Source organism: Delftia sp. CH05, assembly GCF_009827015.1.
Classification (GTDB): domain Bacteria; phylum Pseudomonadota; class Gammaproteobacteria; order Burkholderiales; family Burkholderiaceae_C; genus Comamonas; species Comamonas tsuruhatensis.
The window spans coordinates 1-24019 of record NZ_WUMG01000051.1 but is presented as its reverse complement, the minus strand read 5'-3'; the positions used below and the strand labels follow the sequence as shown (position 1 = coordinate 24019).

Here is a 24019-nt window from a genome sequence, read left to right as displayed (position 1 = left end):
CGCTGAATACATCTTATGCAGGCGCACGGCGGGCCGGAAGGAGTGCACATCATGGCGCAATGGATGGAGCTGGAGGAACCCCTGAGAACCCGGGAGCCGGCGCCGCAATGGACGGCATTCCTCGAATTGGGATTTCGGCCGCTGTACCTGCTTGGCTGCCTCTGGGCCGCGCTGTCGGTGGCGCTGTGGGTCCATGCTCCGCAGTGGATCGCGGGGCGCATGCCCGGCGTGTTCTGGCATGCACACGAGATGCTGTGGGCCTTCGTGGCCACCATCGCCGTAGGCTTTCTATTCACGGCGGGCAGCAACTGGACAGGGCGCAACCCCCTGCAGGGCCGGGCATTGGGCGCGCTGTGCCTGCTGTGGCTGGTGGCCCGCGCAGGCTTCTTGCTGCCGGGGCCGCAGGCCTTTGCGGTCGCCGCGCTGTGCGAGACGGCCTTCTTCTGCTGGGCCGCGCTGGCGCTGGGCCGTGCCATTCAGGTGGCGCGCAGCCGGCGCAACTACGGGCTGCCCCTGCTGCTGGCCGGCCTGGGCGCGGCCGATGCGCTGTACCTGTGGTCCATCTGGCAGGGCGACTACGGCGCGCTGATGCAGCGCTTCAACGCAGGCCTGCTGTGCATGGCCGTGATTGCGCTGCTGATCGCGCGGCGCGTGATCCCCTTCTTCGCCATGCGCGCCGTGTCCGGCCTGCAGATCCCCATGCACACGGCCAGCGGCCAGTGGCAACTGGGTGCGGGCGTGGTGGCCATCGCCTGCCTGCTGGCGGGCTGGTGGCCGGGCCTGGCCGCCGGCCTGGCCGTGGCGGGCGTGATCGCCCTGTGGCAGGTGCTGGCCTGGAAGCCCCAGGCCGTGCGCCGCGTGCCGCTGCTGTGGATTCTCTACCTGGGCCACGCGGCGCTGGGTGCGGGCCTGCTGGTGGCCGGCGCGCATGCGGCCGGATGGGTGCTGCGCCCCGCCTGGCCCGTGCATGTGATCGGTGCGGGCAGCTTTGCCCTGCTCATCATCGGCATGTGCACACGGACGTCGATGGGCCACTTGGGCCTGCCGCTGCGCACCGACCGCAGCATGGTCGCCGCCTATGCCCTGGTCATTGCCGCTGCCGTGCTGCGCCTGGCGGCCCTGCTGCCCACGGCGCTGTCGCTGGCGGCGCTGCATGCCTCGGCCGCTGCCTGGGTATTGGCCTTTGCGCTGTACCTGTGGCGTTTCGCCCCGCTGCTGGTGCGCCCGCGTGCCGACCGGCAGGCATGATCGCAGGCCTGCCATGCGCCTGACTCTGATGACCGACTACGCGCTGCGCCTGCTCATGCATGTGGCGCGCCACCCCGGACGGCTGTGCACGATTGCCGAGATCGCCCAGGCCCATGCCATCTCCGAAGCCCATCTCATGAAGGTCACGCACCAGCTGGCGCTGCGCGGCTGGATCGTGACCGTGCGCGGCAAGGGCGGCGGCATGCGCCTGGCCCATGCGCCGGCCGACATCGGCCTGGGCGACGTGGTGCGCGGCATGGAGCCGGACCTTGCCATCGTCGAATGCTTCACGGGCACCAGCCCACCTGCCTGCACGCTTGTACAGGACTGCCGGCTGGCCGGCGTGCTGGGCGGGGCGCTGGACAGCTTCCTGGCCCATCTGGACGGCTTCACGCTGGCCGATCTGATGCCGGCTCCCGCATCCCTGCCGCTGCCCCTGCCCCTGCCGCACAGGAGGCGCGCATGAGCTACGGCCTGCTGCTGACCCTGCACCTGCTGGCTGCCATCGCCTTCGCGGGTACGGTGTTCTTTGAAGTGGTGCTGCTGGCCGGGGCGCGCCGCCACCTGCCCGCCATCGTGGCGCGCGCCACCGAGCAGGCGCTGGGCGACCGAGCGGTGGCCGTCATGCCCTGGGTGCTGCTGGTGCTGTACGGCGCGGGGCTGGGTCTGGCCTGGCAGCATCGCGCGGCACTGGCTGCAGCCTTTGCCGCTCCGCTGGCCAGCAGCTTCGGCCTGCTGCTGGCGTTCAAGATCGGGCTGGCGCTCAGCGTGTTCGGACATTTCCTGGCAGCCATGTGGTGGCGCCGGCGCGGTGTGCTGGGCGGGCGCCGCTCGCACCGCCTGCACCTGAGCGTGTTCTGCCACGTGCTGGCCATCGTGCTGCTGGCCAAGGCCATGTTCTACCTGCATTGGTAATGGACCCGCGCGGTCCCGGCCCGTGTCAACCGCGTTAAGCTCGCTGCTCGCATGGCTTGGAGCACGGGAGCGCAGAGGTGGCATCGCATTGGCAGCCGGGCTTGATCGCCCTGCACGGTAATCAGACGGAGGTGCTGGCCGATACGGTGCTGGCATGGCTGGCTGCGCACCCGCTGGACGTGCTGGAGCCGGAGGTGGTGCTGGTGCAGAGCAACGGCATGGCCGAGTGGTTCAAGATGCGCATGGCCGAGCAGCTGGGCGTGTGCGCCGCCGCGCGCGTGGAACTGCCCGCGCGCTTTGTCTGGCGCAGCTACCGCCAGGTGCTGGGCCGCCAGGCCGTGCCGCGCGAATCGCCGCTGGACAAGACACCCATGACCTGGCGGCTGATGCGCCTGCTGCCGCAGTGCCTGCATGACCCGGCCTTCGCCCCCATTGCAGGCTTTCTGCGCCCCGGCGAGCCCGAGCGGCTGCTGCAGCTGGCCCAGCGCCTGGCCGACCTTTTCGACCAATACCAGATCTACCGCGCCGACTGGCTGGACGCCTGGGAGGCCGGGCATGACGTGCTGCCCATGCCCTTGCGCCCTGGTGTGGCGGACGCCTCGGTGCCCGAAGGCCAGCTGTGGCAGCCGCGCCTGTGGCGCGCCGTGCTGGCCGAGCTGGACGAGGACCAGCGCGGCGCCACGCGCGCGCGCCTGCAGGGACGGGTTCTGGCCGCGCTGCAGTCGGGCGAAGCGCCGGCCGCGCCGCTGGCTCGCCGCGTGGTGGTGTTCGGCATCAGCCAGCTGCCGCTGAGCCTGCTGGAGTTCCTGGCCGCCATTGCCCGCCACAGCCAGGTGCTGCTGGCCGTGCCCAATCCCTGCCGTTTCCATTGGGCCGACGCCATCGACGGGCGCGAGCTGCTGCGCATGGCGCGGCGCCGCCAGCCGCTGCGCGGCGGCCGCGACCTGGCGCAGTTGCCGCTGGAGGCCATGCATGCCCACGCCCATCCGCTGCTGGCCGCCTGGGGCCGGCAAAGCCGCGACTATGTGCGCCAGCTCGACGCCTTCGACACCACGGGTGCCGCAGCCCAGCTGCAGATGCCGCGCGTGGACCTGTTCGACGAAACCGATGCCGAGGACCTGCGCACCGCGCCGCTGCTGGCCCAGGTGCAGCAGCGCATCCGCGACCTGGTGCCGCTGGCCGAGCACCCGCCGCTGGAGGTGGCGCGGGCCGACCGCTCCATCGTGTTCCACAGCGCGCACAGCGTGGTGCGCGAGCTGGAAGTGCTGCACGACCAGCTGCTGCAGATGCTGGCCCGGCCCCCGGATCCCGGGCAGCCGGGGCCGGCACCGCTGGCACCGCGTGACGTCGTAGTCATGCTGCCGTCCATAGAGACCGCCGCGCCCTCGATACGCGCCGTGTTCGGCCAGTACGGCAGGCATGATCCGCGCCACATTCCCTTTGACATTGCCGACCTGGGCGCACGCGCCAGCAGCCCGCTGGCCGTGGCCCTGCAATGGCTGCTGCGCCTGCCGCAGCAGCGCTGCCGGCTCAGCGAGCTGTGCGACCTGCTGGACGTCCCAGCGATTGCCGCGCGCATGGGTCTGGCGGCCGACGACCTGCCCCAGCTCACGCGCTGGATGGCCGGGGCCGGCATCCGCTGGGGACTCAATGCGCCGCAGCGCGGCGCCCTGGGCCTGCAGGCCTGCGGCGAGCACAACAGCGCCTGGTTCGGCCTGCAGCGCATGCTGCTGGGCTATGCCAGCGGCGTGGCGCAGGACGGCCAGGCCTTCGGCGGCATCGAGCCCTATGACGAGGTGGGCGGCCTGTCGGCCGAGCTGGCCGGCGTGCTGGCCGCGCTGCTGGAGCGCATGCTGGCGTGGTGGCGCGAGGCCGAGCAGCCCGCCATGCCCGAGGCCTGGGCGCAGCGCTTTCGCGCGCTGCTGCAGGACTTCTTCAAGGCGCAGGACGATGAGGACGAGGCCATGCTGGCCGCACTGGACGCCGCCCTCACGGACTGGCAGCGCGCCTGCGAGCAGGCCGGCTATGCGCAGGCCGTGGAACTGGGCGTGGCCCAGGAGGCCTGGATGCAGGCGCTGGAGCAGCCCTCGCTGTCGCAGCGCTTTCGCGCCGGTGGCGTGACCTTTTGCACGCTGATGCCCATGCGCGCCATTCCCTTCGAGGTGGTCTGCCTGCTGGGCATGAACGATGGCGACTATCCGCGCCGCGCCACGCGCAGCGACTTCGACCTGATGGCGCTGCCCGGCCAGCAGCGCCCCGGCGACCGCGCGCGCCGCGACGATGACCGCCAGCTCATGCTCGAAGCCCTGCTGTCCGCGCGCCGCGCGCTCTACATCAGCTGGACCGGCCACCATGTGCGCGACAACAGCGAGCAGCCGCCCTCGGTCCTGGTCTCCCAGCTGCGCGACTACCTGGAGGCCGGCTGGCGCGGCGAAGGCGGCCAGCCGCTGCTGGCGCAGCGCACGCAGCAGCACCCGCTGCAGCCCTTCAGCCGCCGCTATTTCGAAGAAGGTTCGCCCTGGACCACGTATGCGCGCGAATGGCGGGCCGCGCATGCGCAGTCTGACGGCACGGACGCGTTGCCTCCGCTGCCCGCGCAGCCACGCCCGCCCTTTGTCCCCGACGCCTCGGCGCCGCTGACGCTGGCCCGGCTCACCGATTTCCTGCGCCACCCGGCGCGCGCCTACCTGCGCCAGCGCCTGCAGGTGCGCTTCGAGCAGGAGGACAACCCCGTGGTGGACGAGGAGCTGTTCCAGCTCGACGGCCTGACCGAATACTTGCTGGTGCAGCAGTTGCAGCAGCAGGTGGCGGCCGGCCTGGACGAGCCCGGGCAGGCGCCCCAGGCCATGGAAGACAGCGTGCGCGCCGCCGTCGCGCGCCTCACGCGCTCGGGGCGGCTGCCTCTGGCGGGGCTGGGCGAGCGCGGCGCGCGGGCGCTGCAGTCCTCGGTCACGCCTTCGCTGCGGGCCTGGCGCCAGCAACTGGATCGGTATGCCCATCCCGCGCCGCGCAGGCGGCTGCTGATCGAGGACGATGGCCTGGTGTTCGACGACTGGATCGACGGGCTGCGCCAGTCCTGCGAAACCGAAGAGTCCCCCGATGCGGACGACGCACAGTGCTGGCTGCTGCTGGACCCGCGCAACCTGCTCAATGCCAAGGGCAGGCCCCATGCCGACAAGCTCATGCCGGTCTACCTGCGCAGCCTGGCGCTGGCCGCCAGCGGCTCGCAGGCCGAGTTGCGCGTGGTGGCGCGCGACGGCCTGGTGCAGGTCCTGCCCATGGACCCCTCCGACGCTCTGGCACGGCTGCGTGCATTGATGGCCCTGTGGCGCGAAGGCCAGAACGGCCCGCTGCCTTTGCCGCTGCGCAGCGGCCTGGCCATGGCCGAAGGCTTTCCCGCTGCGGCCCAGCAGGCCTATGAGGGCGGCCATCTGGTCGGCGGCGAAGGCGAGGACCCGTCCTGGGCACGCTGCTACCCGGATTTCGAACAGCTGAGCGCCGATGGCCGTTTCGAGGCCCTGGCCCATGCCGCCCACGCGCCGCTGCTCGACTGGGTGGCCGCGCAGGTGCAGGTCCAGCCCTACCAGGCGGATGCACCATGAGCACCAGCGAAGTGACCGGCGGCGTGACCGGCCATGTGCTCGACGCACAGCGCTTCCCGCTGTGGGGCAGCCGCCTGATCGAGGCCAGCGCCGGCACCGGCAAGACCTGGACCATCGCCGCGCTCTACCTGCGCCTGGTGCTGGGGCATGGCGAGTGCAGCACGGCCTTCGAGCGCCCGCTGATGCCGCCCGATATCCTCGTCATGACCTTCACGCGCGCGGCCACGCGCGAGCTGTCCGACCGCATACGCAGGCGCCTGATCGAGGCCGTGCAGTGCTTTCGCGGCGAGGCCGAGCCCGCGCCCCACGACGCCTTCCTGCACGCGCTGCGCGAGGCCTACCCTGAAGGCGCGGCCCGTGAACGCGCGGCCTGGCGCCTGGCCATGGCCGCCGAATGCATGGACGACGCGGCCATCCACACCATCGACGCCTGGTGCCAGCGCATGCTGCGCGAGCATGCCTTCGACAGCGGCAACCTCTTCGACGAAACGCTGGAGCCTGACGAAAGCCAGCGACAGACCGAGGCCGCGCAGGACTACTGGCGCCAGCAGTGCTACCCGCTGTCCGACGAGCTGCTGGACGAGGTCCTGAAGATCTGGCCCCACGTCGGCGCCCTGGTCGATGACATGCGCGCCCTGCTGCGCGAGCCCCCCGTGCCCGGTGCGGGCGAGGGCAGCCTGGCCGAATGTCTGCAGCGCGCCATGGAACAGCGCCGCAGCCGCCTGCTGGCCCTGGCCGCCGGCTGGGACGACAAGGCCCAGCGCCTGCAGCGGTGGCTGGATGGGCAGCTCGACGGGCAGGGTGCGTTGTGGGACAAGCGCAAGCTGCAGCCCGCGCGCTACACCGGCTGGCTGGCCGCGCTGGCCGACTGGTCGCGCGCCCCGCTGGACGGTCCGCTGGCGCTGACCGAGGCCGCGCGCCACCGCCTCAGCCCCGAAGGCCTGGCCGAGGCCTTCAAGGGGTCGGCCGGCGATGTGCTCATGCCGCTGGAGCTGGCCGAGCTGCAGGCGCTGCTGGTGCAGCTGGAGCAATTGCCGCCCGTCAGCGTGGCCGTACGCCTGCATGCGGCCGCGCGCGTGGCGCAGCGGCTGGCCCACCTCAAGCGCCAGGCCGGCAGCTTCGGCTTTGCCGACATGCTGCAGCGCCTGGACACGGCCCTGGCCGGCGACAACGGCGCCGTGCTGCGTGAGCGCATCCTGGCCCAGTATCCGGTGGCGCTGATCGATGAATTCCAGGACACCTCGCCGCTGCAGTACCGCCTGTTCGATCAGATCTACCGCACGGCGGCCAACGACCCGCACAGCGCCCTGCTGCTGATCGGCGACCCCAAGCAGTCCATCTACGGCTTTCGCGGCGCCGACATCCACAGCTACCTGCAGGCGCGCCGCGCCACCGAGGGGCGCCACTACGTGCTGGGCACCAACTACCGCTCCACCCAGGCGCTGGTGGGTGCCGTCAACCATTGGTTCGCGCAGGCCGAGCAGCGGCCGGGCGAGGGCGCCTTCATGTTCCGGCGCGGCAGCCACAACCCGCTGCCGTTCGAGCCCGTGGCCGCCCAGGGGCGCAGCGAGCAACTGCACACGCGCGACGGCGCCATGCCCGCCCTCACCGTGGCCTGGAGCGCGGGCCGTGACGAGGACACCGGCATCCCCCTGCCTTTGTCGGCCGACGAGGTACGGCGGCGCTTTGCGGCCCATTGCGCCGAGCAGATCGTGCAGTGGCTGGCCGACCCGCAGGCCGGCTTTGTGCAGCCCGATGGCCGCCTTGTGCGCCTGCGGCCTGCCGACATCGCCGTACTGGTGCGCACGGGCCGGGAGGCGGCCGCCGTGCGCCGAGAACTGCAGGCGCGCGCCGTGGCCTCGGTCTACCTGTCGGACCAGGATTCGGTGTTCGCCAGCGATGAGGCCCATGACCTGCTGTACTGGCTGCGCGCCGTCGCCGCGCCGCTGGATGCCCAGGCCGTGCGCGCGAGCCTGGCCACGCGGCTCATCGGCCTGTCGCTGGACGAGCTGGCCTGGCTGGCCGCCGACGAGGAAGCCTTTGACGCGCGCAGCGAGCAGCTGCGCGAACTGCACAGCATCTGGCTGCGCCTGGGCGTGCTGGCCATGCTGCGCCAGACCCTGTACCGGCTGGACCTGCCCGCGCGCTGGCTGCAGGACCCGGCCCTGGGCGGCGAGCGGCGCCTGACCAACTACCTGCACCTGGCCGAGCTGCTGCAGACCGCCAGCGCCCAGCTGGAGGGCGAGCAGGCCCTCATCCGCTGGCTGGCCACCCAGATCGAGGCGCCGGGCAGCGGCAGCGAAGAGCAGGTGGTGCGCCTGGAAAGCGATGCCGACCTGGTCAAGATCGTCACTGTGCACAAGAGCAAGGGCCTGGAGTACCCGCTGGTCTGCCTGCCGTTCGCAGGCAGCTTCCGCCCCATGGAGCGGGCCAGGACGCCGTTCCTGACCCTGTCCGCGCAGGAGGGGGTGGAAGACGATGCCGCCCCGGCCCGCCGATTGCTGCTGGACTTCAGCGACGAAGACCTGGCCCAGGCCGACCGCGAGCGGCTGCGCGAGGACCTGCGCCTGTTCTACGTGGCGCTCACCCGCCCGCGCCATGCGCTGTGGCTGGGCTTGGCCCCGCTCAGGCGCGGCAACGGCAAGGCCTGCGTGAACGAGCAGGGCGCCGCCGGCTACCTGCTGGGCGGCACCGAGCCGCGCTCGGCCCAGGGCTGGCTTGACGGCCTGCGACAGCTGTGCGGAGAAGACCCGCACATGGCCTGGCGCGATCTGGACGCCGAGCCGCTGCAGCGCACGCGCTGGCAGCCGCCGGACGCTGCCACGCCGCTGCACGATGCCCGGCCCTACGACGCGCGCTTCGACACCCGCTGGGGCATCGGCAGCTTCTCTGCCCTGGTGCGTGCCATGGCCGCGCCCAGCCTGCCCGTGCTGCCCGTGGCCGTGCAGCGACCGGCCGAGGATGAGCAGGCGCTGGAGCCGCCGCCATCGCCGGAACTGGCGGACATCGCCGGCCTGGCGGGCCTGCAGCCCCTGCAGAATGGACCGGCCGGCGGGCCTGCGGTCTGGCACCGCTTTTTGCGCGGCCCCGTGGTCGGCAACTTCGTGCACGACCAGCTGGAATGGCTGGGCGGCGAAGACTTTGCCCTGCCCGTGGACGGCCAGGGTGCGCTCGCTGATCGCCTGGTGCGCCGCTGCGAGCGCGCGGGCCGGGGCGAGCAGGCGCGCGACCTGCTGGCCTGGCTCACGGCCGTGGTCCACCAGCCGCTGGCGCCGCTGGATGTGACGCTGGCCACGCTGGGGCCGCAACTGTCCGAGATGGAGTTCTGGCTGCCCGCGCGCCAGCTGCCGGCCGAGCGCATCGACCAGCTGTGCCGGCGCTTCATCCTGCCGGGGCAGGAGCGGCCCGCGCTGCCCCAGCGCTCGCTGCACGGCATGCTCATGGGCTTTGCCGACCTGGTGTTCTGCCACGAGGGCCGCTACTGGGTGCTTGACTACAAGAGCAACCACCTGGGCCCGGACGGCACCGCCTACGGCCAGGAGGCCTTGGCCCGCGCCATGCTCCACCACCGCTACGACGTGCAGGCCGCCCTCTACCTGCTGGCCCTGCACCGGCTGCTGCGCAGCCGGCTGGGCACGGCCTACGAGCCGCAGCGCCAGCTGGGCGGCGCGCTGTACTACTTTCTGCGCGGCATCGATGGCCCGGCCGGTGGCATGCATGCCATGGCGCCCGAGCTGCCCTTGCTCGATGCGCTCGATGAACTGCTCGGTCCCGGCCGCGCCGATATGCAGGAGCCGCCATGAGCCCGCGCCCCCGTTCGCGGACCGTCGATACGGCCACGCTGGACCTGTTCGATGAACCGCCGGGCGACGCATCGCTGGGCGGCAAACCGCCGGGCGCCGAGCCGCCAGACACCAATGAGGTGCTGGCCCTGCTGCGCCGCTGGGCCGACGCGGGCCTGCTGCGCCGGCTGGATGCGGCGCTGGCCTCCTTCGTCGCCGGGCAGGATGCGCAGGCCGGGCCCGCCTTGCTGGTGGCCGCCGCACTGCTGGCGCAGATGGAGGGGCGCGGCCACAGCTGCCTGCCCCTGGCGCCGCTGGCCGGCCACCCCAACGACGTGCTGGCCTGGCCGGCCGATGCGCTGCCCGCGCAGCAGGCCCTGTGGCAGATGCTGCCTGCGCGCCTGTCCGGCTGGGTTGCGGCGCTGAGCGCCAGCCCCGTGGTGCGCGTGGTGCACGGGGAGCAGGTAGATGGACAGGATGGCAGCGAGGACCTCGGCCAGCCCCTGGTGCTGGCCGGCGCAGACGGCCCCGCGCCGCTGCTGTACCTGCGCCGCTACTGGGACTACGAACGCGCCGTGGCCGCCCACGTCATCCAGCGCACGGCGGCGCAGGCCGTGGCCGGCCAGCCGCTGGACGAAGCCCTGGCCCGCCACTGGCTGGACCGCCTGTTCCCGCCTGCGGCGGACGGTGGCGCCGTGGACTGGCAGAAGCTGGCCTGCGCGCTGGCGCTGCGCGGCCGGCTGTCGGTGATCACGGGCGGCCCCGGCACCGGCAAGACCTATACCGCCGCGCGGCTGCTGGCCCTGCTGTTTGCCACGGCGCCCGATGCCGGCCAGTTGCGCGTGGCCCTGGCCGCGCCCACGGGCAAGGCCGCCGCGCGCCTGAAGCAATCGATCGACGGGGCCTTGCTGCAATTGCAGGGCAGCATGGGCGGCGAGATCGACCTGGCGGGCCTGGTGCAGCGCATGGGTGCGGCGCGCACCCTGCACTCCATGCTGGGCGCGCGGCCCGATACGCGGCACTGGGGGTTCCATGCGGGGCGGCAGCTGGACGTGGACGTGCTCATCGTCGATGAGGCCTCCATGGTCCACCTGGAGATGATGGCGGCGCTGCTGGAGGCACTGCCGGCCGGCGCCCGCCTGGTGCTGCTGGGCGACAAGGACCAACTGGCTTCGGTGGAGGCGGGCGCCGTGCTGGGCGACCTGTGCCGCGATGCCCAGGCCGGGCGCTACCTGCCCGACACGCTGGACTACGCACTGCGCGTGGCCGGCCAGCGGCTGCCGCCGCAGTTCGCGGCGCCCGACGGCGATCGTGCGCCAGCGCTGGCGCAGCACACCGTCATGCTGCGCGAGAGCCGGCGCTTCGGGGGCCCCATCGGCCAGCTGGCACACGCCGTGAATGCCGGTGAGGCGGTGAAGGCCCAGGCCCTGCTCGATGCCGGCACGCAAGCCGGCGCAGGTTCCGAGCTGTGGGAACGCCATGGCGGCGGCGTGCACGCCGTGACCGAACTGGCCGTGCACGGGCGCGGCGGTCTTGCCAGCTATGCCCTCTATGCCCAGGCGCTGCAGGGCCGGCCGGATGCGGCCGGCGCCGACGAGGCAGCGCACCGAGCCTGGGTGGTCGCTGTGCTGCAGGCCTTCGAGCGCTTCCGGCTGCTGTGCGCCGTGCGCGAGGGCGATTGGGGCGTGTCCGGCCTCAACCGCGCGGTGGAGCAGGCTCTGGATGCGCAGGGCGTGATCCGCCGGGGCGGCGAATGGTATGCGGGCCGTCCCGTCATGGTCACGCGCAACGATGCGCAGCTGGGCGTGTTCAACGGCGACATCGGCATTGCGCTGCCGGGAGCGCACCAGGGGCAGCCAGGGCAACTGCTGCGCGTCTACTTCCTGCAGGGCGACGAATTGCGCTCGGTCGGCGTCAGCCGCATGGCCCATGTGGAGACCGCCTTCGCCATGACGGTGCACAAAAGCCAGGGCTCGGAGTTCGAGCACACCGCCCTGGTGCTGCCCTCGCGCGGCGGCAGCGTGCTGGGGCGCGAGCTGGTCTACACCGGCATCACGCGCGCCCGCCAGGCCTTCTCGCTGTTCTCCGAGGTGCCGGGCCTGCTGGCCTCGGCCGTTGGCAGCCCCACGCAGCGCGCCAGCGGGCTGCTGCGCTGGCTGCAGGAGTGAGTGAAGGCCCCGCGCCTCAGGCCGGGGTCTTGTCGCTGGCGTAGCGGGCCATCATCAGCGCCGTATTGGTCTTGCGGTCGGCATTGACCTGCTGCACCGTGGGCCGCTCGGCCATGCGTGCCAGGTACTCGCGCACGGGCAGGTCGGCCAGAACGTCGCGCCCGCCAACGATCTTGCTGGCCGCGCTGACCAGGGGCAGGTGGACGATGGCGCAGCAGTCGGCCAGCGTGAAGCTGTCGCCCGCCACAAAGGGGGAGAAACGCGCGAGTTTGGCGAAGGCCGCCACGTTCTTGTCGAGCTGGGCCAGCGTGCGCTCCCGGGTGGAGTCGCTGACCTGGCCGCCGAAGAAAGCCTGCGGGTAGAGGATGCGCGCCACCAGCTCCAGGTGCAGGTCCAGGTACACGCACAGCTCGCGCACCTTGGCGGCCTCGAAGGCGTCGGCCGGCAGCAGGGCCGGCGAGGGCGACAGCGTCTCCACGTACTCGACCATGGCGGCCGACTCGCACAGGCCCCGGCCGTCGTCGATGCGCAGGTAGGGCACCTTGCCCAGCGGAGAAAGCGCCATGTCGGTCTCTCCCAGCCAGGCCAGTTCCTCGTTGAAGGGCAGCTGCTTTTCCAGCAGGGCCAGCTTGACCTTGTTGTAGTAGTTGCTGGCCGCGAATCCGCACAGGGTGAGCATGGGTGTCTCCTAGGGTGTTGGTGAGGGCTGGGGGATGCGCCTGCGATGGTAGGGGCGGGCAGGGCCTGGCGGGGTCACGGACATGACGTCCTGGGGCAGACCCCTAGAATGGCGCCATGCCGCTTCGCCTGCCCTCCACCTTGGCTGCCTGCGCCCGCTGGGCGCTGGGCCTGTGGCTGTGCGTGGCGCTGGCTTCGGCGTTTGCGCCGCTGGCGCGCGCCTCGGGCTGGGAGCGCCTGTGCTCGGCCGCTGGCGAATCGGTCTGGGTGCCCTCGCCAGCCGGTCAGGACGATGCCCTTGCCGGCAGCCACGGCATCGACTGCCCGCTGTGCCTGCCCCCGCTGGCGCCGCCGCCCGCCCGGTGCAGTGCGGCCCCGGCACCGCTGGTGGCAGATGCGCAGCCACGGGCGCACCCGGCCTCCGTCCACAGCGTGGCCATGCCGGCCCTGCCCCAGGCCCGCGCACCGCCCCGGTGACTCCCGGATTCACTCCCGCTTCCTTCGCTTGGCCAACCCTTTTTGCAAGGCACGAAGACCGTGCCGCAATGCATTGAAATTTCTGGAGAAACCGTGATGACACTGCGTCAATGGACCACCTCTTTCCTGATCGCCGCCTCCCTGTCCATGGGCCTGGCCCATGCCCATGCCGATGCGGCCCATGTCAAGGCCGACGCCGCCTGGGCGCGTGCCAGCGTGCCGGGCCAGCAGGCCACGGGCGCCTTCATGCGCCTGACGGCCGAGGAGCCGCTGCGCCTGGTGGGCGTGGAGTCGCCCGCCGCCGGCGTGGCCGAGGTGCATGAAATGAAGATGGAAGGCGATGTGATGCGCATGCGCGCCATCGACGGCCTGGACCTGCCCAAGGGCGTGGCCGTGGACCTGAAGCCCGGCGGCTACCACGTCATGCTGCAGCAGCTCAAGAGCCCGCTGCTCAAGGACAGTCAGGTACCCATCACCCTGGTGTTCAAGGACGCCAAGGGCGAGACCTCGCGCCTGAGCCTGCAGGTCCCCGTGCGCGCCATGGCGCCCGGCGCAGGTGCGGCATCGGCTGCGCAGGGCGGCGCGCATGGCGGACACGGCGGACATGCCGGCCACTCCCACTGAGCTTTTTGTCATCCACCGGGTTTGTGCGCAGCGGGCCGTGCATGACTTGCGATGGACTTGGCGTGTGCCTGGGTTAAGCTGAGCGCATGGCCGGTGTGCTTCACCGGCATGTTCTTCCAACCCAGTCCTAGCGAGTGCTGCCATGAGTGATGCGTCCTCCTTCGGTTTCGGCAAGTTCATCCCCGGTTTCGACTTCCTGCAGGGCCTGGCCCAGAGTGCAGGATCGGCCACCGCCCGGCCCCTGGGGCGCCTGCCCGAATGGGTGGCGCCCACGGTGAGCATCGAAGAGGTGGACAAGCGCATCACCGAACTCAAGGCCGTGCAGTTCTGGCTCGACCAGAACGGCAAGGCGCTGGCCGCCACCATCCAGGCCCTGGAAGTGCAGCGCATGACGCTGTCCACCTTGCAGGGCATGAACGTCAGCATGGGCGAGCTGGCGCAGGCCTTCCAGTTCCCTGCAGCCGCAACCGCCGCGGCCACCGCCGCGGCCAAGGGCGCCGCCAGCGCGGGGCAGGGCGACCTTTCGGACTGGCCCATGTCCTCGGCCGCCAGCCGGGCGAGCAAGAAGGAAAAGCCGCAGCCCGAGCCCGCACAGGCCGCTGCCGCGCCGCCTGCAGCCCCCGAGGCGGCCAAGGCCGCCGACAGACCCGCAGCCGCGGAGACTGCGGCGCCCAAGGACGAGTCCGCCCAGGCCGCCGCCATGGGCCAGGCCATGCAGTGGTGGGGCGCGTTGACCCAGCAATTCCAGCAGATCGCCGCCAAGGCCATGGCCGAGCCCATGGCCCCGGAGGCCGTGGCGGCCGCCCAGCGCGCCACCGGCATGGCCGGTGACCTGGCCAAGGCCACCATGGACCGCATGGCGGCACAGGCCAGCGCCTTTGCTGCGCAGGCGGGCAAGGCGGCGGCGGTCTCCCCTGCCAAGGCGCCGTCCGCGAAGCCGGCGGCCAAGGCTGCGGCGCAGGCCGAAGCCCCCAGGACCGCTGCCAAGGCTCCCGCCAAAGCGGCTGCCAGGAAAACCGCTGCAAAGGCTGGAGCCAAGGCGCCGGCCGCCAGCAAGCCGGCAGCCAAGAGCCGGCCGGCGCGTTGACCGATCGGGCCGGACCCATGGATGCGCAAGGCCCCAGCCACCCGCAAGCCGGGTGCTGGCGGGGCTAGAAAGAAGGTTGGTATGTCGTTGTTTCCTGTAGGCCATGCCAGCCATTCCGACTGGCGCGCCGCGGCCGACGCGGTGCTGCAGCAGCTGCGCTTGCAGATGGCCGGGCCCGGCCACGCGCAGCGGCCCCGTCTGGGACTGGTGTACCTGTCCCATGCGCATGCCGCCCACGCACGGCCGCTGCTGCAGCATCTGGCCAGGGCCCTGCCCCATGTGGCGGACTGGGCCGGCTGCTCGGCCGGCGGCGTTCTGGCCATGTCGCATGAGTACCTGTCAGGAACCGCGCTCGCGGTGATGCTGCTGGATGTACCGGCCGCCCACTACCGCCTGTATTCGGGCCTGGCGCCCCTGCATGCGCCTGGCGGCGAGGCCGGCTTCACCGCCCATTCGGCCCTGGTCCATGCCGCAGGCGGCCAGCCCGAGCTGGCCGAGCTGCTGTACGAGCTGTCCGAGCGCACCGAGTCCGGCCTGCTGTTCGGCGGCGTGGGCGATGACGGGGAAGATGGCGTGGAGGGCGTGCAGATCGCCTGCCGTACCGAGGATCTGCATGCGCAGCATGCGGACGCGCGCGGCATTTTTCGTGGTGGCTTTTCAGGCGTGGCCTTCGGTGCCGGCGTGCCCTGCATCACGGGCATGGCCCAGGGCTGCGTGCCGCTGGGCGAGGGGCTGGAGATCACCGAGGCGCGCGGGGCCCTGGTCACCGGGCTCGATGGCGATCCGGCCCTGCAGCGCCTGCTGCAACTGCTGGGCGTGGAGCTGGAAGGCAGCGACTGGCAGCCCGCGCTGACCACGGTCCGCACCACGCTGGCGGCCATTGCGCCGCCGGGCCGGGGCCTGGCCCACGGCGTGCTGACCGAAGAGGCCCAGGTGCTGACCCTGGTCGGACTGGACCCGCTGCGCCAGGGCGTGGCCCTGTCATCGGCCGTGGAGGCCGGGCATTCGGTGATCTTCTGCCGCCGCCAGGCCCAGGTCGCGCGCCAGGAACTGCTGCAACTGGGCGCTGCGCTGCGCGATGCGGCGGAGCCCGAGGAGGCGGCGCCCGAAGGCGAGGCACAGCCCCGCATCCGTGGCGCCATCTACATCAGTTGCCGGGGCCGCGGCGGCGGCCTGTTCGGCGGCCCCGATGCCGAACTGCGCACCCTGCGCCACGCACTGGGCGATGTGCCATTGATCGGCTTCGTCGCCGAAGCCGAGATCATGGACGCCCGCCTGCACCGCTTCGCCGGGGTGTTGACGGTGTTCACTGCCTAGGCGTCGTACACGCCGTACACACGGTACACACCGTCTGCACCTCAGACCGCGCGCGGGCGCACCGTGCCTGCGCTGCGATCCGGGTCCATGGCTGCGGCTCCCAGAAAATCGAAATCCACCGCTGGCTGCCTGCCGCTGACCAGGTCGGCCAGCGCCATGCCGGAGCCGCAGGCATGGGTCCAGCCCAGCGTGCCGTGGCCGGTGTTCAGGAACAGGTTGGCGATGGGCGAGCGTCCGATCAGCGGCACATTGCTGGGCGTGGCGGGGCGCAGGCCGCTCCAGAACTGGGCGCGGCCGGTATCGCCGGCGCCGGGGAACAGCTGCTGCACGCGCCGCACGATGGCCTCGCAGCGCACGGGGTCCAGGTTGCGGTCGTAGCCGTTGAACTCGGCCGTGCCCGCAATGCGCAGGCGGTCGCCTTGCGCGCCCGTGTAGCGCGAGAACACCAGCTTGAACTCGTCGTCCGTGAGGCTGACCTGATAGGCCTTGGCGGGGTCCAGCACCGGCAGGGTCACGGAGTAGCCCTTGGCCGGATAGATGGGCAGGCGCAACCCCAGCGGCTGGGCCAGCAGCGGGCTGAACGAGCCCATGGCCAGCACATAGGCGTCGCCCTGGATGCGTTCGTAGCGGCCATCGGCATTGGTCACCTCCACATGGTCGATATGGCGGCTGGCGCCCGCGCCCGTGGTGCGCAGCGCCGTCACGTGGTGGCTCTGGCGGAACTGCACGCCCGTGGCGGCGGCGATGCGCGCCAGCTCGCGTGTGAAGAGGTTGGCGTCGCCTGATTCATCCTCGACCGTATAGGTGGCGCCCGCTATCTGCCCGCGCACATGGGCCAGGGCCGGCTCCAGGCGCACGGCTTCGTCGGCATCGATCAGGCGGCGGTCGCAGCCCAGGGCCTGCATCTGCTCGGTGGGCTTGAGCGCGCCCTCGAACTCGCGGGCGTTCGTGTAGAAGTGCAGGATGCCCTGCGTGCGCTGCTCGTACTGGATGCCGGTGTCCGACCGCAGCTGCTGCAGGGCCTCGCGGCTGTAGGTGCCCAGGCGAACGATCTGCCGGATGTTGTGGCGCGTGCGCGCGGGCGTGCAGTTGCGCAGGAAGGACAGGCCCCAGAGCCACTGGCGCATGTCGGCGCGCAGGCGGAAGAGCAGGGGGGCGTCCTGCCGGCCCAGCCAGCCCAGCAGCTTCAGCGGTGCGCCGGGGTTGGCCCAGGGCTCGGCATGGCTGACCGAGATCTGCCCGCCGTTGGCGAAACTGGTTTCGGCGCCGGGCGCTGCCTGGCGGTCGATGACGGTCACTTCATGACCGAGGGATTGCAGATAGTAGGCCGACGTGGTGCCGATCAGGCCGGCTCCGAGAACGATGACGCGCATGACGATGCCCTTTCAAAGGCATGTGCCGGGTCACGCGAAAGCTGGCCGCTATGGTCTGGATAGCAGGCAGCCGGCGTCCGTCGTGACGCAGCTGCCGCTCCCCCTGTCCTTGGTACCTGAGAGATTCACCGCCGTCCATGGGAACGGGGCTTGCTCCTTCGGTGCGCCGCACATTGCGTGCGGCGGCTCTCCAGACGGCATGTTGTGTTTGCAGTACGGAACCTGAGCGTGTATGGGAGTTTGCGCCTTCGGTGAGGCTCGGCACCGTGGCGCCCGCCTGCTCTCCTGCAGGGGCGATTCTATGTGGCTTGCGCAGCCAGCTCCAGTCGTATTGGGGATACCACCAGTTACCTGTATGTGGTGTGGCTGATTCAGGGTATTCCCTAGATCGCTCAAGTGCCTCCCTCGTAGCGCTGGTACGAGTCTCTGGTTTCATGTAAAAAAAACTATTGAAATAGAAAAAAACATGATTTAGTCTATCGATATGTGCAGTGGTTTGTCAGTGCATGTTCTGGTCGATTGGACCTGCATGGGTTAACCATGGGTTGTATATATGTCTGATAGGCGACTTACCGTTGCACAGGTGCGGGTCCATGGAAACTGGTCCGTCACTGAAAAAATACAAGCACGGTGAATATGGTTTGTCGAGGGAGGAATGTTTTGCGTCGCAAACCCGACTGAAGGTGTGTCCGCTCAACGGGCAGTGGAGCAGCGCGCAAGCGTTGATGGAAATCCGCCTTTTTTTGATTGACGCGCAGGATCTGCGCGAAACATTTTGCTTCCAACCTCATCGGCTGCAAGGTGAGTTGTGAGCTCGTGATTCAAATAGAACTATTCGAGGTACGGCGATGCAAATGCGCTGGGTACAACTGATGGCCATTGCCATTGGGAAAATCATTTTCCTGTCATATCTCCTTGAGAAAACGGGGAATATCATGCATGCTCTCAATCGCCTGCCTGGTTCGGCATTTTTTCGCAAGTGGCGTGCAGCGAAGTGCCTTTTCTCTTTGCTGCTGCTTTCATGCGCGGGTATCTCATCCACGGCACTGGCAGCGACCATCGTCTTCACGGTCACCGACAACAGCGATGCTCCCAATGCCAATGCAACGACACCAACCACCTGTGTCAGCACGCTGGGGGGCACCTTTGCTGGCGCATGTACGCTGCGAGCGGCCATTCAGGCAGCCAACTACACGCTGCAAACGCTGGATCCGAGTGCCGATGTTTCCATCGTCTTTGCGCCGACACTGACCACGTCGGTACGGACCATACAGAGCGGGACATCCAAGGATGCGGCGGGAAACCTCCATCCGTATGTCGACAATCAGACGGTTTACGTGCGCTGTGCCAATACATTCATCAGCGGAGCCCAGTCCGGCGCCGTGACGGGAGCCACCAATGCCTGTGGTCAAACCCAGATGATCAGCGGCGGCGATACGGGCACCACCACTGGTGCCGGTGGTGCCTGGTACTGGCTCAAAGGCACCGTGCCAGCCGGCACGGGCTCGTTGACCATCGATTTCGGGGGAGTCATACAAGTCCAGAACTGGGCGGACTCCCCCTGGGAAACTTTTTATCTTGGTGGGAAGAACATCACGCTCACCAATTCGCCCAATATGACCTGTGGCGAAGCGGTATTCGTCGTTGGCTCCCCGGCGAACAATGTCACCATTGACCGCGTCGGCTTGGTGAATGTGGCGCCAACCCCTGCGGGAGAGGGGACGCCGTTCAACTGCGAGCTGTACGCGGAGATTCATCAAGGCGCACAAAACGTATTCTTTACCAATAGCACGATCAATTCCGCGATATGGAATGGAAATTACGGCAATAACAAGGGCTCGGCTATTTCCGTTGCCGCAAGCAACGGTGCAGGCACAGTTTCCAACATTGTTGTCGATAATTTCACGGTAACGAATCTGCCCAACCCTATCGGGGGAATGCAGCTCGAGCAGTTCTTCCAGGTCATGTCGAACATGACCGTCAACGGATTGACGATCAAAGATTCGAATATCGCACTGAGCCCGACTGGTGGAAATGCGCCCAGGGCCGTGGTGTCGGTTGATGGAACGATCAGCCTGGCCAATGGAATTGGTCTTGCCGTGACGGGTAATACCTTCTCGCTGCCTATTGCCGCCTATACCGCTTCATCGCCAATGCATGTGTCGGCACCAACGGTGAATACGGCAGCCTCAGGCACGACGCAGGTAGTGACGGTGACCGATAACAATTTCACTGGCGGCGGGGACGGGTTGAATATTAGTGGGGCGGGTACGGCACCAGGGTTGATTGGCAACAACAAGATGACAAGCCAGTCGAGAAGTGCCATTCGTATCACTACGCATGATTTCTTCAAGATTTCTCAGAACACGCTGTTTTCTGTGCCTGTGGCTGCAAACTCAGGTATCAGTTTGCTGACGACGGCCAATGGACAAACCGGATGGACCCCGACCCTTGGCGTTGGCGCCAGTGACACCGCCGCCTGCACCTGGACATTCAATATCACGGCAAATGCCAATGCGAGCGAGCCGGCACCGTATACGGTGGAAGCCTTTTGGTCGCCGACCGGCGCGGGCGCCAACGACGCGCAGGTCTATCTGGGCTCAGGGACCATGGCCGGAGCCTCGGGAACGCTGACCGTTCCTTCGTATCTCAGCGGCCAGGTGCGGGTCACAGTGACGGACAGCAATTCCGGTGGAGCCCAGACCTCGCAGCTTTCAACGGCGGCAAGCGTCACCGGTTTTCCCTGTGCCCTGAAATCCGGCGTTCTGGCGACGACCAACAATCAACCTGTCGGCAGCAGCGACTTGCTGGAGGTCTACATTGTTGACGGCCAAGGCAATGCCTGGACGGGGGGCAGTGACACCGTTACCTTCGCAGCGCCGCCTGCAGGTGTCACGTTCAATGGCAGCTCCGCCGCAGTCAGCTGCACGACCGACTCCAGCGGAAAGTGCGCGTCTCCCATCAATGCCAGCAGCAGTGTCGCCGGAACATTCACCACACCCGTGACCTTGTCGTCGTCAGTCGCTGGTGCCACGTTCTCCAATCTTCCCTTGGGTGGAAGCCCGGTATCTGGCGCAGTGACTTATCAGCCTTCGCCGGTTGCTTACAGCTTCACCGGGCTGCCGGCCAGCACGACCGGTTCTGAAATCGCCGCGAGTCCGCCATCGATTGCGGCCAATGGCGTCTCCACCAGCACCTTGGCCGTGCAGTTGAAGGATGCTTTAGGCAACCTTGTCACCACCTGTACCGATACGGTGGCCTTCACCCTCAATGCGGGGACGCAAGGCGTTCCTGCCGTCAGCGTCACGGGCTGCAGTGCCGGCATGTACACGGGGACGGTGACATCGCCGGTGCTGGTCGGCAGCGGCACCTTCGGGTTCACCATCAACGGGTCTGCGGCTGTTGCCACCGCAACGGTCTCCTATGTGGCCGCAACGCCGAGCACGAGTGCATCGACGATAGTCGCCACACCGACATCGATCGTGGCCAACGGCAGCTCCACCAGCGTGCTGCGCGTGCAATTGGTCGATGCCAGCAGCAATCCGATCAACACCTGCACGAACACGGTGGCATTCACCCTGAACGGCGGAACGCAGGGAACGCCGAGTGTGGGCGCGGCCTCGTGTACCGCCGGCATCTATACGGGCACCGTCACATCGCCCACGGCGGTCGGCAGCGGGATCTTCGGATTCACCATCAACGGCTCTGCCGCAGTTGCTACGGCTTCAGTGAGCTACACGGCGGGTCCGCCAAGTACCAGCGCCTCGACCATCGTTGCGAGTCCGACCTCGATCATTGCCAATGGCACTGCAACCAGCACATTGACGGCGCAGCTCAAGGATGCGTCAGGCAATTCGATTGCGACCTGTGCCAACACGGTGGCCTTCACGTTGAACGGTGGAACACAGGGCTCGCCCGCGGTCGGCGCGGGGGCGTGCAGCGCAGGGGTGTACACGGCCACCGTCACGGCACCTACCGCAGTCGGCAGCGGCACCTTTGGTTTCACCATCAATGGCTCGGCCGCCACGGCTACGGCTGCGGTGAACTACACGGCCGGCTCGCCCAGCAATGGCGCGAATGGAAACCTGATCAGTGCCAGTCCGCTCAGCGTTGTCGCAGACAACACTGCCACGAGTTCGATCAGCGTGACCCTGCGCGATGCCAATGGCAATCCCGCCACGGATACGGTGGCGCACACGATTGTCTTCACCAAAACGGGCGTGGGCACGACCACGCCGGCCGCACCCACATGCACGATCGCGGCCAACGCCAATCCGGCCACCTGCTCCGTGACGGTGAAATCGGCCACGGTCGGCACCGCAAGTTTCACGGCAACGGACAATGGAGAGGCCGTGAGCAATGGCAGTCCGGTATCGGTCAACTTCATTGCCGGGCCGCCCAGCAATACAGCCAGTGGCAATCTGCTCAGTGCCACACCGCTCTCGGTGATGGCCGACGGTACGAGCACCGGCACGGTGACCGTCGCACTGCAGGACGCCAATGGCAATGCAACCGTCGATACGGTTGCCCACACCATCGGCTTTGTCCATACCGGCGCCGGCACGCCGTCGGCAACTTCCTGCACGATTGCGGCCAATGCGAATCCAGCGCGCTGCTCCATCACGGTGACATCCACCGTCGCGGGTGCGGCGAGCTTCACAGCCACGGACAACAACGGCACCACCACCCAGAGCGTGGCAAACGGCAGTCCGGCCGTGATCAACTTCACGGCCAATGCCGCCGACCCCGCCAGGTCGGGGGTGCGTACCGTCAGCAGTCCGGCCACGGCCAATGGCTCGGCGACGGATGTGCTTGAAGCGTTTGTGGGAGATGTCAACGGCAATCCGGTGGCCGGAAGCGTTGTCACGTTCTCTCCCACCGCAAACATCACTTTCAGCGGTACCTGCACCACCAATGCGGCCGGTACTTGCCAGGTCACCGCCAGGACAACCGTCGCGGGCTCCTACACTTCCGGCGCAAGCATCGCGGGGGGCGCATTGAGCGGCAGCGGCGTCAGCTCCGGCGGCAATACGTACGGCGCTACGGCTGCCTATGTCTTTACGGCAGGTGCCGTCGATCCCGCCAATTCGACCATGTCGGTCGATGTGAACAACCAGGCAGCCGGCGGCGGCCAGGACGTCGTTTCCGTGGTCACCAAGGATGCGTTCGGCAATCCGGTCACCGGCGTTGCCGTGAACTTCAGCGTGACGCCTGCCGGAGCGGCACCTGCCACCGCCAGTTGCACGACTGCGGGTGCGGCGGCGACCTGCTCGGTGTCGTTCACCAGCGTGACCGCATCGACTTACTCGGCTGCCGCCACGGTGGGTGCAACTGCCATCGGCAACAGCCCGCAATCGATGGCCTTTGTCGCCGGCAATGCCTCGGCAAGCAATTCGGGCCTGCGTGTCGTGAGCGACAACGCGGCGGCAAATGGCACGGCAACCGATGTGGTGGAAGCATATGTGCGCGATGCCGGTGGCAACCCCAAGGGCGGCGAGGTCGTCACCTTTGCCGGTACCCCCGGCGTGAAGCTGAACGGTGGCGCGGACGGCGCGTCAGCCACTTGCACCACTGGAACAAGCGGCGCAACTCTGGGCATCTGCTCGATCACTGCCACCAGCACAGCGAGTGGAACCTACAGCATCGCCACCAGCATTCCTGCCGGAACCCTGGGTGGCACGTTCACCGTGGGAGCAAACGCGTATTCGCCAAGCGCCGCACAAATTCATTTTGTGAGCGTGGTGAACCTCAGTGTCACCAAGGCCAACCCGGGCAGCCTGGCCGTAGGTTCGCCCTTCAACTACACCTTTACGGTAGCGAATGCAGCGAGTGCCTTCGGTTCTGCCAGCAGCGTGACCATCAAGGATCTGGTGCCTGCAGGTATCCGCATCACGGGTGCGCCGACAGGTGCGAACGTGGCCAGTGTGGACTGCTCGCCCAAGCCCAACACCTTCCCGTTTACGGGCAATGGCAGCACTGTCCTGACGTGCACGGTGAACTTCACGACCTCGGTCGCAGCCGGTGGCAACACCAGCTTCAACCTGCCGGCTGTTCCGACGGCTGTGGGCTCGAGCACGAACACGGCTTCCTATGATCCGTCCGGTGGTACCAGTCCGGTCAATCCGACGGCAGGTTGCACGACGGACTGCGCGTCGACGCCCGCAACCCCAGTCAACCCTGGTTCGCCCACGCTGACGGTCAGCAAGGCCAACCCCGGCAGCCTGGCTGTGGGGACTGCGTTCAACTACGCCTTCACGGTAGCGAATGCGGCTGGAGCGTTCGGTCCCGCCACCAGCGTGACCATCAAGGACCTGGTGCCTGCTGGCATCAGCATCACGGGCGTGCCGACCGGCGCAAACGTGGCCAGTGCAACCTGCACACCCAACGCCTTCCCGTTTGCGGGCAATGGCAGCGCCGTCCTGACGTGTACGGTGAACTTCACGACCTCGGTCGCAGCCGGTGGCAGCACCAGCTTCAACCTGCCGGCTGTTCCGACGGCTGTGGGTTCGAGCACCAACACGGCCTCCTACGATCCGTCGGGCGGCATCAGCCCCGTCAATCCGACGGCAGGGTGTACGACAGACTGCGCTTCCACACCGGTAACTCCGGTCACGCCAGGCACGCCTGCGTTGACGGTCACCAAGGCCAATCCCGGCAGCCTGGCTGTGGGCACGCCGTTCAACTACGCGTTCTCCGTGTCCAATGCGGCCAGTGCCTTTGGTCCCGCCACCAGCGTGACCATCAAGGA

The 24019-nt window shown here is 68.7% G+C and carries 14 protein-coding genes and 1 riboswitch; of the genes, 12 read left to right on the top strand and 2 right to left on the bottom strand.

From position 1 onward, the window contains the following. Positions 1-51 precede the first annotated feature (51 nt). The 6 genes from GRX31_RS26050 (at position 52) to recD (ending at position 11715) form a co-directional block, all read left to right on the top strand. Positions 52-1248, top strand: a complete 1197-nt coding sequence (locus GRX31_RS26050; RefSeq protein ID WP_160855569.1) for an NnrS family protein — start codon at positions 52-54, stop codon at positions 1246-1248. A gap of 13 nt (positions 1249-1261) precedes the next feature. Then, positions 1262-1714, top strand: a complete 453-nt coding sequence (locus GRX31_RS26045) for an RrF2 family transcriptional regulator (RefSeq protein WP_047219496.1) — start codon at positions 1262-1264, stop codon at positions 1712-1714. Next, a complete protein-coding gene (locus GRX31_RS26040) occupies positions 1711-2163 on the top strand; it encodes a CopD family copper resistance protein (RefSeq protein ID WP_160855567.1) in 453 nt (150 codons plus the stop codon). Before GRX31_RS26045 ends, GRX31_RS26040 begins: the two co-directional genes overlap by 4 nt. 77 nt (positions 2164-2240) lie before the next feature. After that, positions 2241-5765 carry an exodeoxyribonuclease V subunit gamma gene (gene recC / locus GRX31_RS26035; RefSeq protein WP_160855565.1) on the top strand — a complete coding sequence of 1175 codons (3525 nt, stop codon included), beginning with the start codon at positions 2241-2243 and terminating at the stop codon, positions 5763-5765. Next, on the top strand, positions 5762-9568 hold the full coding sequence (recB, locus tag GRX31_RS26030) for an exodeoxyribonuclease V subunit beta (protein ID WP_160855563.1): 3807 nt from the start codon (positions 5762-5764) through the stop codon (positions 9566-9568). Before recC ends, recB begins: the two co-directional genes overlap by 4 nt. After that, entirely contained in the window at positions 9565-11715 is a 2151-nt protein-coding gene (recD, locus tag GRX31_RS26025) for an exodeoxyribonuclease V subunit alpha (RefSeq protein WP_160855561.1), read from the top strand. The genes recB and recD overlap by 4 nt, the downstream gene beginning before the upstream one ends. A 16-nt stretch (positions 11716-11731) precedes the next feature. Here recD and GRX31_RS26020 read toward each other — a convergent pair whose 3' ends face one another. Further along, complete coding sequence (locus GRX31_RS26020; protein WP_016450404.1) at positions 11732-12394, bottom strand: glutathione S-transferase family protein; 663 nt, start codon at positions 12392-12394, stop codon at positions 11732-11734. Between the two features lie 116 nt (positions 12395-12510). Here GRX31_RS26020 and GRX31_RS26015 point away from each other — a divergent pair, with 116 nt between their 5' ends. The 4 genes from GRX31_RS26015 (at position 12511) to GRX31_RS26000 (ending at position 15898) form a co-directional block, all read left to right on the top strand. Beyond that, positions 12511-12870, top strand: coding sequence for a hypothetical protein (locus GRX31_RS26015; RefSeq protein ID WP_016450405.1), 360 nt, complete (start codon positions 12511-12513; stop codon positions 12868-12870). Positions 12871-12966: 96 nt separating this feature from the next. Continuing rightward, the gene (locus GRX31_RS26010; RefSeq protein WP_160855559.1) at positions 12967-13494 is read left to right on the top strand and encodes a copper chaperone PCu(A)C; all 528 of its coding nucleotides are present in this window, start codon (positions 12967-12969) and stop codon (positions 13492-13494) included. A gap of 142 nt (positions 13495-13636) precedes the next feature. Next, positions 13637-14581: a PhaM family polyhydroxyalkanoate granule multifunctional regulatory protein gene (locus GRX31_RS26005; protein WP_160855557.1), complete on the top strand. Its 945-nt coding sequence runs from the start codon at positions 13637-13639 to the stop codon at positions 14579-14581. 81 nt (positions 14582-14662) lie between these two features. After that, positions 14663-15898 (top strand): FIST signal transduction protein, encoded by a 1236-nt coding sequence (locus GRX31_RS26000; protein ID WP_016450408.1) that lies wholly within the window; start codon positions 14663-14665, stop codon positions 15896-15898. 41 nt (positions 15899-15939) lie between these two features. Here GRX31_RS26000 and GRX31_RS25995 read toward each other — a convergent pair whose 3' ends face one another. Beyond that, complete coding sequence (locus GRX31_RS25995) at positions 15940-17271, bottom strand: D-amino acid dehydrogenase (protein WP_160855555.1); 1332 nt, start codon at positions 17269-17271, stop codon at positions 15940-15942. 93 nt (positions 17272-17364) lie between these two features. Beyond that, a riboswitch (glycine riboswitch) is annotated at positions 17365-17475 on the bottom strand. A gap of 389 nt (positions 17476-17864) precedes the next feature. Between GRX31_RS25995 and GRX31_RS25990 the strand changes: the two genes are divergently transcribed. Beyond that, positions 17865-18083 carry a hypothetical protein gene (locus GRX31_RS25990; RefSeq protein ID WP_160855553.1) on the top strand — a complete coding sequence of 73 codons (219 nt, stop codon included), beginning with the start codon at positions 17865-17867 and terminating at the stop codon, positions 18081-18083. Positions 18084-18125: 42 nt separating this feature from the next. Next, positions 18126-24019 (top strand): beta strand repeat-containing protein (locus GRX31_RS25985; RefSeq protein WP_237426781.1); only part of this gene is annotated, 5894 nt, incomplete at its 3' end.

What these genes read in the sequence shown, in the direction of transcription:
- GRX31_RS26050 (WP_160855569.1), top strand. Translation starts at nt 52, where the DNA reads ATGGCGCAATGGATGGAGCTGGAGGAACCCCTGAGAACCCGGGAGCCG.
- GRX31_RS26045 (WP_047219496.1), top strand. Translation starts at nt 1,262, where the DNA reads ATGCGCCTGACTCTGATGACCGACTACGCGCTGCGCCTGCTCATGCAT.
- GRX31_RS26040 (WP_160855567.1), top strand. Translation starts at nt 1,711, where the DNA reads ATGAGCTACGGCCTGCTGCTGACCCTGCACCTGCTGGCTGCCATCGCC.
- recB (WP_160855563.1), top strand. Translation starts at nt 5,762, where the DNA reads ATGAGCACCAGCGAAGTGACCGGCGGCGTGACCGGCCATGTGCTCGAC.
- recD (WP_160855561.1), top strand. Translation starts at nt 9,565, where the DNA reads ATGAGCCCGCGCCCCCGTTCGCGGACCGTCGATACGGCCACGCTGGAC.
- GRX31_RS26020 (WP_016450404.1), bottom strand. Translation starts at nt 12,394, where the DNA reads ATGCTCACCCTGTGCGGATTCGCGGCCAGCAACTACTACAACAAGGTC.
- GRX31_RS26015 (WP_016450405.1), top strand. Translation starts at nt 12,511, where the DNA reads ATGCCGCTTCGCCTGCCCTCCACCTTGGCTGCCTGCGCCCGCTGGGCG.
- GRX31_RS26010 (WP_160855559.1), top strand. Translation starts at nt 12,967, where the DNA reads ATGACACTGCGTCAATGGACCACCTCTTTCCTGATCGCCGCCTCCCTG.
- GRX31_RS26005 (WP_160855557.1), top strand. Translation starts at nt 13,637, where the DNA reads ATGAGTGATGCGTCCTCCTTCGGTTTCGGCAAGTTCATCCCCGGTTTC.
- GRX31_RS26000 (WP_016450408.1), top strand. Translation starts at nt 14,663, where the DNA reads ATGTCGTTGTTTCCTGTAGGCCATGCCAGCCATTCCGACTGGCGCGCC.
- GRX31_RS25995 (WP_160855555.1), bottom strand. Translation starts at nt 17,271, where the DNA reads ATGCGCGTCATCGTTCTCGGAGCCGGCCTGATCGGCACCACGTCGGCC.
- GRX31_RS25990 (WP_160855553.1), top strand. Translation starts at nt 17,865, where the DNA reads ATGGAAACTGGTCCGTCACTGAAAAAATACAAGCACGGTGAATATGGT.